This window comes from Pseudomonas sp., from assembly GCF_026224925.1.
In the GTDB taxonomy this organism is placed as follows: Bacteria; Pseudomonadota; Gammaproteobacteria; order Pseudomonadales; family Pseudomonadaceae; genus Aquipseudomonas.
Window position 1 is genome coordinate 17,415 of sequence record NZ_JAMFRV010000154.1, and the last position, 10,998, is coordinate 28,412.

Sequence of the window (10,998 nt, forward strand, 5' to 3'; positions counted from 1 at the left end):
GTCACACGGGCGGCCGTCAACCCTCAGTGTCCACGGCATGTTGAAGCTGACTTGCAGGTGGCGGCAGCTAAAGCCTACAGCTCGTGGCCTGTTCAATCGGAGGTATTAGCTGCGTGGTCGAGACAGGGCAATGCAGCGCAAGTGAAAGCAGGCACGTGAATGTCGTACTTATCGAATGAGGAGGAATCCATGATTTATAAATCCCTGGGCAAAACCGGGCTCAAAATTTCCCCGTTGGCTCTCGGCTGCATGACCTACGGCATCCCCGAGCGCGGTAACCATGCGTGGACCTTGGACGAGGAAAAAAGCCGGCCGCTGATCAAGCAGGCGCTGGATCTGGGCATCAATTTTTTCGACACCGCCAACAGCTACTCTGACGGCACCTCTGAGGAAATCGTTGGCAGAGCGCTACGCGATTACGCGCGGCGCGAAGAGATCGTCATCGCCACTAAAGTATTCTTTCCTTCGCATCAAGCACCTAATATTGGCGGTCTCTCACGCAAAGCAATCATGAGTGAGATCGACAACAGCTTGCGCCGCCTTGGTACCGACTACGTCGACCTTTATCAGATACATCGCTGGGACTATCACACCCCCATTGAGGAGACGCTCGAGGCCCTCCACGACGTGGTCAAGGATGGCAAAGCCCTGCACATCGGAGCGTCTTCGATGTACGCCTGGCAATTTGCCAAAGCCTTGCATACCTCGAAAGCCAATGGGTGGACGAGCTTTGTCTCGATGCAAAATCACCTGAACCTGATTAACCGTGAAGAAGAACGGGAGATGTTGCCGCTATGCCGTGACCAAGGCATTGCCGTGCTGCCCTGGAGCCCGTTGGCTCGAGGCAGACTGACGCGTGACTGGAATGAAAGCAGTGCCCGCGCAGATGCTGATGAGTTTGGCAAAAGCCTATATCTGGAGCGAACCGCCGATGCTGATCGACAGGTTGTCGAAGCAGTGTCCAGCATCGCCAACGAGCGCGGGATACCCAAGGCTCAAGTCGCACTGGCCTGGGTGGCCCAATGTGCTGGTGTGACAGCCCCGCTGATCGGCGCCAGCAAGCCACAGCATCTGACGGACGCCGTTGCGGCAATGGAGTTGACATTAGCGCCCGAAGATATTGAGCGCCTTGAAGCGCCTTACGTGCCGCATGGGGTGTCGGGCTTCGAGTAAATCCGTGCCTGGCTGTTGAACGATACGGCAGGAACACGATGCGTGTCGCCGCTGAACGTACCGAAGTTCAGCGCTTGATTTGCCACAGGGCCACGCGCCTACGCTGATACACCGGACCGAAGGCTCTGCTTTCGGTTCCTGATGATCACTAGCAGCGAGTCCGACGGTGATCGCGACCGGAAGTCTGAATGGGCTCACTGGGCGACTCGTATTTAAAATGCTCGTACACATTAACAATCAAGATAAACACAGCCGTTATAAACCCCCTCCCCCTTTGCTGCCGGCGGCGGCCATAACCGCCGGCTTGCACGCCCTCAATGGGTTGCCAACTGCTCGACCAGACGCTTGTTGTTGACGCCGAAGCTGGCAATCAACAGCAGGCTGACCAGTGCCAGCGCCGCGCCCATCCATAGCGTGGCAGGTACGCCCACTCGGTCCACCACCACACCACCGCCAAACGAACCCAGAGCGGTAGCCACTTGGAACCCTGTAACCAACATTGCCGAACCGGCTTCAGGTAAATCGGGAGAGGTATGTTGCAGCCAAAGGCTCAGACACAACGGAATTGCGCCAAACGCAACCCCCCACACCAGCACCGCAACGACCAAGCCCGCTGCGGAACCTTGCAACAAAGGTAGGGCCATCAGCACCAGCATCATCAAGAGCACCATCCAGAACAGCGACGCCTGCAGGTTCTTGCCAGCGGGACCGGAGATCGCGAAATTGGCGACCATGCCGACAATTCCAAAACCCAGCAGGATCGCGCTGATCATTGGCAGGCTGAAGACGCCGCCTTGCACCAGAAACGGAGCAATGTAGGTGTAGGACGTAAAGTGCGCACCGATCACCAACAAGACGAGCAGGATGCTCTTACGCGGATTGCTGCGACGCAACAGGGCGAGTAATCCGTCAATGCTGACCGAACCTTTCGAAGGTAGGGCCGGCAACAAAATCGCCTGGGCCACCAACGCGACCGCGACCAGAAGGCTGGTGGCGATAAACGCGGCGCGCCAGGTAAACAGGTTGCTTAGAAAAGTACCAAACGGCACACCCAGCACCGTGGCAAAGGTGATTCCGGTGAAGATCAATACCATGGCCTTGGCAGCACGCGCTTCTGCCACCAGTCGCCCAGACGCCGCCAACGCCACCGTCCAAAACCCACCTAACGAGACGCCTAGCAAAGCACGCCCTAGCAGCATCACTGTAAAGTTAGTGGAGAACGCCGCCACCAGATTCGAGGCCAACAGCAGCATCGTCAGCGCCAGGAGGATAAATCTGCGGTCGATACGACCCGCACCGAACATCATCGCAGGGGCGGAAATCGCGGCGAGTATGCCGGGGGCGGTCACCATCAGTCCGGCCGTGCCTTCGGAGATGTGCAGGTCATTGGCGATCTGCGGCAGGATACCCACCGGCAGGTATTCGGTGGTGACGAAGGCGAACGCGGCGACGGCCACCGAAATCACCGACAACCAGGAACGCAGTGGATTCCCGTGTGGATCGGCGTCGACGTTTGGAGCTGTGCTAGAACGGGTCATGACGACCTCCTTGAATTGAGATCGCCAGATTAGGGCTTCGCGTTTCAGCTAAATATAGGTTAGCGTTCCGAACATATCGGACTCTGGTGTCAGCAATGACGTCGAAGGCTCCAATCGACAAAAGCGATGTAGGAACCTCATGGAAAGCTTGAGCGTCATCAATATTTTCGTGCTGGTTGCCGATACCCGCAGCTTTACCGAGGCCGCCAAGTCGCTGGACGTATCCCCTTCGGCCGTGAGCAAAAGTATTGTGCGAATGGAAGAGCGACTGGGTGTGCGCCTGTTTCATCGTAGCACCCGGAGCATAACCTTGACTTCAGAGGGGGCCCTGTTCCTTGAACGCTGTCGGAAAATTCTCGAAGCGGTGGAAGCTGCAGAAGCTGAGCTGTCGCAGCTAACCACAGCCCCGCGCGGCAGGTTGCGCGTTAGCATGCCGTTGCTCGGCGAATTGATGATGCCGGCGATAGCCGGCTTCATGCGTCGTTACCCGGACATTGAGATGGACATCGACATGTCCGATCGCATGGTGGCTGTGATCGAAGAAGGCTTCGACGCAGTGATCCGTACCGGCGAGCCACAGGACTCACGGCTGATGTCGAGGCAACTGGGCAAATTTCGACATGTGCTAGTGGCCTCGCCGGCGTACTTGAACGAACGGGGAACGCCACAGCATCCACGAGACCTGGCTGACCATGCTTGCCTGCTGCATAAGTTTCCGGCTACCGGTAAGATTGAGCACTGGCCACTGCAGACACCCGACGCGACACCGATTCCCCCCCTAACCAAGACCGCGATTTGCTCCACCACCGGCTCACAGCTCTATCTGGCACGTCAAGGTATAGGCATAGCTTGCATTCCTGATTTCGTCGTGCGCGACTCACTAAACCGGGGTGAGCTGCAGCTTGTACTGGATGAATACGTCGTACACCACGGAACGCTCTGGATGTTGTGGCCCTCTAGTCGGCACGCATCTCCAAAACTCCGAGCGCTGATCGACTATCTAAAAGAGAACTTATTGACCGTCATCGCGGACAAATAGACTTCGAGCCAGCAGTCATGGCAAAAACACACCCGAAACCGACTCGCTACTATATTTGCGAAGATACGAGAGCCCATTGCGCACCACCTGAGAGCCGCCACATCTGCCGGTGAGATATTTGCAATTGCGGTGGTCTTGCCAACCTTATCGTGGCGACCCTGCAAGGCGCTCAACTGATTGCGAAGATGCTAATCGTGTCGCGGCCGAATATTTACATGGCCACACTATTGCTAGCGTCGGATGCCATCTGCGTGGTCAAACCGCATGCCAAATGGCATGCCGTTCGGAGCAACTTCACGCCATACCTTGCGCTGGAGCGCTACGCCGAGCGCAATGAGCGCTGCAACGGCGGCCCTGCTCGCAAGGGTGGTCCCTTTAGGAGCCGGACCGCGCTGTACTGCGCTATATCAATACTTGAACGCTGCGGCGTTTTCTTTGGCGAATTCGGCCCACGTCTTAGGTTGGCGACCGGTCAATGCAAAGAAGTTGTCATAGACAGCGTCCGCCCCGGGAATCGCCCTGGCTTCGTAGTCGACCCAGTTCTGGTGGACGCAGCTCATGTACGCGGGCTCAGCGCCTGCGGCAAGCATCTCGTCCAGGAACTCTTTGGGCGGCCGCGATTCCGCGGTGAACTTCTGCCCAATCACCTTCGTTAGGACGTCCGCGATTTCCGAATAGCTCTTCGCTTCATAACCTAGGTGGTACGTCTTCCCCTCATGATTTTCCGGATGCCGAAGCGCCACAGCTGCGACGGCGGCGACGTCGTTAGTGTCGACCCAACTGATGTTTGCATCCCCGACATAATGACGAATGGAGCCATTGTTCTTGGCGTCAGAGCCGCCATAGTTCAGAAGGTTCTGCATGAAAAGCTGGGGCCTTAGATGGGTGAACGAGATCCCCGACCATTCGATAAAGCGCTCGACGAACTGATGCCAAGTCCAATGACCGATCTTGGTGTCGTCGTCGCCAGGCGCGCCCAAGTGAACGATGTATTTCACCCCAGCCTTCTTGGCTGCGTTCACAAAGGAGTGGCTCTGCTTGAGCATATCGACGGTATAGCCCGTCAACATAAATACACTGTCGACTCCGTCCAGCGCCGGTGCAAGCGTCTCTTCGCGATCATAGTCAAACAACACGACAGGGACGCCAAGGGACGCCGCTTTCTCCGGGTTGCGAGCAGCGGCCACGACCTGCAGGCTAGCGTCGGCAGCGAGAAAGCGAACGAGCGCGCCCCCGATGTTACCGGTTGCGCCGGTCACAAGAATTTTCCGCTTAACATTGGTCATATCAAACTCCACTAGTGAGTGAAAAATACGGTAACCCGCATTACTTTGCTGAGTGATGCGAAGTTACCGAGAACTCTGTCTGAGACGGTGCAACGCCGTTCTCTGAGTGTTGTGTCTAAGGCGCTATGGGCCAAGTGGCGCTCGGTATGTTGGCTGGCCACGGGCGGCGGCTTCCGGGGCCGCTTACACCGTCACAACAACCTTCCCGAATTGGCCGTTGTTCTCCAGATAACGGTGAACTTCCACCATGTCATCGAACTTGAATGTGCGATCGATGATCGGCTTGAGGGCCCCGCTTTCGAGTCCTTTGAGGACGAACTCCACCGCATTCTTGCGGCGTTTTTCGTCACCCGTCGTCAGCCAGATATTGTGCCCTTTGACGGTCGGCATCTTGGCGATCAACGCCAGGACCGGCAGCGATGTGACACCCTCGCTGAGAGCACCATAGATGTATACGATGCCCTGGAAGGCCAGCGCAGAGATCAGCTTCGGGAAGTTCGGGCCGCCGACCGGGTCGAAGATGACGCGCGCGCCCTTGCCATCAGTGATTCGCATCACTTCCTGCACGAGATCGACCTCCTCCGTGGCAATTACGTGCCCGGCGCCGGCGCCGAGCAGTCGCTCCTTCTTCGCCGAAGTTCGCGTCAGGGCGATGGAAGTCGCGCCGGCGTAATTGGCAATCTGAATCGCTGCGAGCCCCACACTACTAGAGGCAGCGGGAATGAGGACGAAATCGCCTTTGCCTACCTTGGCGTCCTCAATGAGCGCTCCGTAGGCCGTCACGAACATCATCCAGACCGACGCCGCTTGGACGTACGAAAGAGATTTTGGGTGCCTCACAATGGCGTAGTCCGGTACGGTAATCACCTCGCCGTAGGTGAAATACTCGTTCATCGAGAACGACGGGATCACATTGACCTCGTCACCCACTTCGAAGCCTGTGACGCCGGCGCCCACAGCATCGATGATTCCTGCAGCTTCGTAGCCAAGACCAGCCGGAAATTTGACAGGTTCGATGTACTCATCAGTGCGCCACATCGCCTCGGCACGGTTGATGCCGATCGCTTTGACCCGAATGCGAACCTCACCCGAGCCGGGAGCAGGGACGTCCGTTTCGACGAACTCGAGAACTTCCGGGACCCCAGCTTTTGCGAACCTAATTGTGCGTGACATAAGAACTCCTGAATGGGGTGGATCGGCAGATGAGTGTTTTTACATAGACAACTTGGACGACTTTCCAACCTCCTAGTGCCTCATCTGCGGGAGTAGCGTGCTGGCAAGAATCAACCCACCAATCAACCGGAATACGAACGTGCTCTTCTAGCAGTAACGCAATGGCGGTTAAGCGAGCCCAGTGGGTGATTCCGGACCGGCTGATCGACGCCCTATGGCGCGCCAACTTCAAGTTCGTGGAATCGAGGGAAGTCGGTATAGCTCTGTTCTGTCCCACCCCAGAACGCGGAGCGATCATAAGGAGTAAGCGGCAATTTGAACTGAAGTCGCATAGGCAGGTCTGGATTCGAAGTGAATGGCCGCCCAATCGCGACCAGATCGGCATCACCCGCTTGCAGAATTGCCTCAGCGCTATCGCCGTCGAACCCCCCAGCAGCGATGATTGGTCCGGTAAAGATCTTCCGCATGTGCTTGGCTGCGACCGGCGCGCTATCCTCAAGACCGACTTTGGCGTCATCACCTTTTATGCGAGGTTCGATAATGTGGAGATAGGCAAGCCCGAACTGATTAAGCAATTCGGCTACCCGACCGAACATGGCTTCAGGATCGCTGTCGACCATGTCATTCCACTCGCCGCTCGGCGAAAGCCGTACGCCAACGCGGTCGGCGCCATGCAATGACGACACCGCCTCCACGACCTCCAGTAAGAAACGCGCACGATTGTCCACGGACCCACCATAGGCATCTGTCCGCTTGTTACTACCGTCGTGCAAGAAGCTGTCGAGTAAATAGCCGTTGGCACTGTGAATTTCGACGGCGTCAACGCCAGCGTCGAAGGCACGCTGCGCAGCGTCGCGGAAATCCTTCACAGTTTCGCGAATATCTTCGAGGCTCATGGCTCGGTGCGGCGAAACTGGTTTCCATCCGTCTAAAGTGAACGCGATCGTGTCAAAGGGGATCACGGACGGCCCTACTGGCGGCTGGCCGTCTGTTATGTCGGTATGCGAAGTGCGCCCGCAATGCACGATCTGCGCGACGACCCGCCCGCCTTTTGCGTGGATCGCGTCCGCGATCCTGCGGTAACCATCGATATGACTATCGAGATAAAGCCCCGGAGCGCCGATATAACCCCGCGCCTGGATTGAGATATTCGCGGACTCGATGATGATGAGCCCCCCATCCGAGGCGCGTTGCGCATAATGCTCGACCATCATGTCGCTGACACTGTCGTCAGGGTTTGAACGCAACCTGGTCAACGGAGGCATAACGACGCGATGCTTAAGAAGGATCGAACCGATCGTAGTTTGTGAAAAAAGCTTTGACATAATTACCTCGATAAAATGAATGGCGGACAGGTTGATCGCGTGGCGTACTTCGGAAAACTGCGCCTCCGCGCCTAGGTCAACCTGCTCCGTCGAAATGTTAATGCCCTTGAGGATCAAAGAAGCTTCAATCCGGACTCCGAGCCGGGTGCCGAATTAACGGAAATAAATATGTACGTACACATTCGACTATCACAATATGTACGACCATCTTGTGATGTCAAGCGATTTCAGTTTGACCTAGACGGGCAGTGCGTCTCTGGTTCAAAGGAGTGGGGTCTTGGCGGCGGTGGATCCAGACATTCCGACATCGTCCCTAACGTAGAATCCGAAAGCGCCTTGCGCTTATCGCAACGCCCCTGCGCCTCAGTCAATGTCGGCCTGACCGGTTCTCAATGAGATATGGCGTTGGCGATTCAGCAGATGATTTCTGTGGTGGAGTGAATCGGGGATCAGGTGTATCCGCAGGAGTGAGTTAGGGTTAGCGTAATTAGGGGTATTCGGGTATCTATTGAGGACTCCCGTACTTGAGGTAGCGGATGGAACGCAAATAGGTGTGTCCTTTTTGCCCTCACCTCTCCATGACGCGGAGAGGGCCGCATGAAGATGCGGCCGATATCGGATTGGGGTTAACCTGCGGTTAGGCTCGTAAGCACTTGCGCAGCTGATGCCGCATCCACGCCGCGTCGCAATGGGTCTTGTTGATCAGACCCGCCTTTGATACCCGGCGTATTAGTTCGGCCTAGCGCCAATCTGCCTGCCACCAACTCTTGCGCCACTTCGGCAACCCGGGCCCCAAGAAACTGCGCCGTGCGAATGTCCGAGGAAGGGGGCGCCACCTCTCCTCCTTGGTCCATATTGGCCTGGGCTGCCATGCCCAATGTGTAGCTGTCGCGGTTGAGGATGTCCTCGTTAGAGTAGGAGCGATTGTTGCCGTAGTTCAAGCCCAGGTTGACCCAGTGCATTTGATGCTGCGCGGCGAAAGTCATCAACTGCACCAGTGAGTTCTGCTTGTCACCACCACGCGATGCGCCTGTGGTGAAACCGGCTGCGACTTTATTGGTCCAGCGTTTTTCGACATATTGCAGATGAGATGTTGCATCCATGAACGCCTTGAACGGCGCAGATAAACTTCCCATGTAAGTCGGCGCGCCCATGATGATGGCGTCGGCATCGTCCAGCAGACTCCACTGCAGATGGGCTTCCTCTGCCTTGACCAAGTGCACCTCGACTCCGTGAATGGTGGATGCGCCGAGTGCGACTGCTTCTGCGACTTTTAAGGTATGACCGTACCCGCTGTGGTAAACCACGGCAACTTTGATAGTGTCTGACATCTGGTGCTCCACGATTGAGTACAAACGGCCGCGTTACGTGCCGTGACGGTCGTGATAGTAGGGTTTAGTTTTTTTTTCAGTTACCCCGTCCAGCGATCAGCACCTATGCCTGGAGTTCGTATTGACTACTATCCTCGAAAAGACCACTGGCTTAGTGGCGTTTGTTCGTACCGCAGAAGAAGGCTCGTTCAGCGCTGCTAGCCGAGTGATCGGGTCCAGTCAGTCGGCGGTATCGAAGAGCGTGGCACGCCTAGAGGGCCGGCTGGGAATCCGTTTGTTCCAGCGCTCCACGCGCACCCTCAGACTGACCGCCGAAGGCCAAACTTATTACGACCGGGTTGCGCCCTTGTTGCGGGCGATTGACGAGGCCGACGATCTTGCTGCCGGTGCGTCTACCGTGCTGGGGTTACTGCGAATTTCCGCGCCGCAGGAGTTCGGCCGCATGTTGATTGCCGGTTGGGTCGCGGAGTTTCTGGAGCAATACCCGGACGTGAAGATCGAACTCAACGTTACAGATCGGTTCGTCGATATCATTCGTGAAGGCTACGACGTGGCAATCCGCATGGGTACATTGACGGACAGCGAACTGATCAGCCGCAAGATCACCGATCTCAATTGGGTATTGGTGGCGTCCCCCGCGTACGTCCGTAAAAACGGTTTGCCCAGCAACATCAATGAGCTGGCTTCGCACCAAGGGTTGCGCTATGCGGTCAGCGGCAAACCGTGGCCGGTTGCCTTCGCCAATGGCACCACCCTACTGCTCAATAGTCGTTTTGATACTGACGACGCAGGGGCGATTCGTAAGGCATCGCTGGCTGGAGCCGGCATCGCTTATCTATTGCGCGTAACTGTCACCGACGACCTGGCTGCAGGCGATCTGGTGCAAATATTGCCGGACCATCCACTGATAAAGTTGCCAGCCTACGCGCTACATGGCTTTGGCAGGCAGCTCCCCGCACGTACACGCCTGTTCATTGACTTCCTACTGGACAAAGCCATCCAGTCCGACATCTGACGATCCGCCTGAGCCGATCAGTGAACCATTATTTAAGACTTGGAAGCACAGGTTGTCTTCTGCTCACCCGGTAACTACGTCACCGGGTGAGTATGTACCGGCACCACCCTCTGCTAAGGCGGAGCTTGCTTCTTCCACGAGGATTCGAGACTTGACCACTAGCCGGAAGGCCTGTTCGCCGAATAGGCTGGGCGTAACAGCGCGGCCTTATGGGGGCAATAATCGAGCCGCACATCGTACCCACTGTATGCACTCGACGACCGTATATGCCATCCGTGAAACTCTCCGGTTAAAAGGCACAGCACTAGGGGAAAGAGCATGAGCCCCGAATTTGACACCAAAAAGATGTACGACTATATTATTTTTATGAAAAAAATTGGCAACAAAGAAAAGCTTCTCATTGAAGGCGCGCGCGCGGTTCATCAGCACGGGCTAGCTGCGACGAGTGTTCGAGACATCGCAATGGCTGCTGGGGTGCCTTTAGGGTCATTTACCAATCACTTCGCGACCAAGAACGCCTTCGGTTTGGAGGTGCTAGAGCGCTATAGAAGTCGCTCAGACGCAGAGGTGTTGGCGACTTTGCGCAATGACCAGTTGCCCCCTCTCGAAAGGCTGTCCTCTTACATCGACAGATCGCGCGACTTTCTTAATCAGAATCAAATGCGGGATGGCTGCCTCTGCGGAAACATCAGCGCAGAAGCTAACGAACACGGCGATGAAATCATCAATCGAGTGCTGCAAGGATTTATCGACGATGAGAAAGCCTTTGCTTACTGCCTTACAGCGGCCGTAGAGGCCGGGGAGCTTGCTCCCGACACCGACGTTGAAGACCTTGCGGGCTTCGTCTTGTCGTCGCTTCAGGGCGCGTTCCTCATGGCGAAAGTGCGGAGGAGCACAGAGCCGGTAGATCGGTTCAAGCGCGTGCTATTTGAAGGGCTCAAGCGTAGACGACCAGACAGCGTCCAGGGATAAGGCACCTACCGCGCCAGCCTGGTTGCCGCGCAAAGTAGCCTCAAGAAGAGACGGCTTCGCGCCTAAAAAATATTCAGGCGCGAAACTTCGTTATCTACGTCAGACGGCTACATCTTCGTAAAAGGGCAGGTCAGAGTAACCGCGCC

The 10,998-nt window shown here is 56.4% G+C and carries 9 protein-coding genes; 4 read left to right on the plus strand and 5 right to left on the minus strand.

Translation table 11 applies throughout. The features are described 5' to 3' along the window. The first annotated feature begins 189 nt into the window (after positions 1 to 189). Complete coding sequence (locus tag M0974_RS06620) at positions 190 to 1,173, plus strand: aldo/keto reductase (RefSeq protein WP_297834299.1); 984 nt, start codon at positions 190 to 192, stop codon at positions 1,171 to 1,173. A 314-nt stretch (positions 1,174 to 1,487) separates the two neighbouring features. On the opposite strand, the gene M0974_RS06625 is transcribed toward M0974_RS06620, so the two are convergent. Further along, the gene (locus M0974_RS06625) at positions 1,488 to 2,711 is read right to left on the minus strand and encodes an MFS transporter (protein ID WP_297834301.1); all 1,224 of its coding nucleotides are present in this window, start codon (positions 2,709 to 2,711) and stop codon (positions 1,488 to 1,490) included. A gap of 139 nt (positions 2,712 to 2,850) precedes the next feature. Here M0974_RS06625 and M0974_RS06630 point away from each other — a divergent pair, with 139 nt between their 5' ends. Then, entirely contained in the window at positions 2,851 to 3,750 is a 900-nt protein-coding gene (locus M0974_RS06630) for a LysR family transcriptional regulator (protein WP_297834303.1), read from the plus strand. Positions 3,751 to 4,157: 407 nt separating this feature from the next. Here the strand turns inward: M0974_RS06630 and M0974_RS06635 are convergent, their stop codons facing one another. The 4 genes from M0974_RS06635 to M0974_RS06650 form a co-directional block, all read right to left on the minus strand. Continuing rightward, a complete protein-coding gene (locus M0974_RS06635) occupies positions 4,158 to 5,036 on the minus strand; it encodes an SDR family oxidoreductase (RefSeq protein ID WP_297834306.1) in 879 nt (292 codons plus the stop codon). A 183-nt stretch (positions 5,037 to 5,219) separates the two neighbouring features. After that, entirely contained in the window at positions 5,220 to 6,209 is a 990-nt protein-coding gene (locus M0974_RS06640; RefSeq protein ID WP_297834310.1) for a zinc-dependent alcohol dehydrogenase family protein, read from the minus strand. 212 nt (positions 6,210 to 6,421) lie between these two features. Next, on the minus strand, positions 6,422 to 7,651 hold the full coding sequence (locus M0974_RS06645; protein ID WP_297834313.1) for an alkene reductase: 1,230 nt from the start codon (positions 7,649 to 7,651) through the stop codon (positions 6,422 to 6,424). A 509-nt stretch (positions 7,652 to 8,160) separates the two neighbouring features. Then, the gene (locus M0974_RS06650; protein WP_297834317.1) at positions 8,161 to 8,865 is read right to left on the minus strand and encodes a flavodoxin family protein; all 705 of its coding nucleotides are present in this window, start codon (positions 8,863 to 8,865) and stop codon (positions 8,161 to 8,163) included. 121 nt (positions 8,866 to 8,986) lie between these two features. On the opposite strand from M0974_RS06650, the gene M0974_RS06655 reads away from it, so the two are divergent. Both M0974_RS06655 and M0974_RS06660 read left to right on the plus strand, forming a co-directional pair. Beyond that, a complete protein-coding gene (locus M0974_RS06655; RefSeq protein ID WP_297834320.1) occupies positions 8,987 to 9,880 on the plus strand; it encodes a LysR family transcriptional regulator in 894 nt (297 codons plus the stop codon). Positions 9,881 to 10,198: 318 nt separating this feature from the next. Further along, positions 10,199 to 10,852 carry a TetR/AcrR family transcriptional regulator gene (locus M0974_RS06660; protein ID WP_297834322.1) on the plus strand — a complete coding sequence of 218 codons (654 nt, stop codon included), beginning with the start codon at positions 10,199 to 10,201 and terminating at the stop codon, positions 10,850 to 10,852. The last annotated feature ends 146 nt before the right edge of the window (positions 10,853 to 10,998 follow it).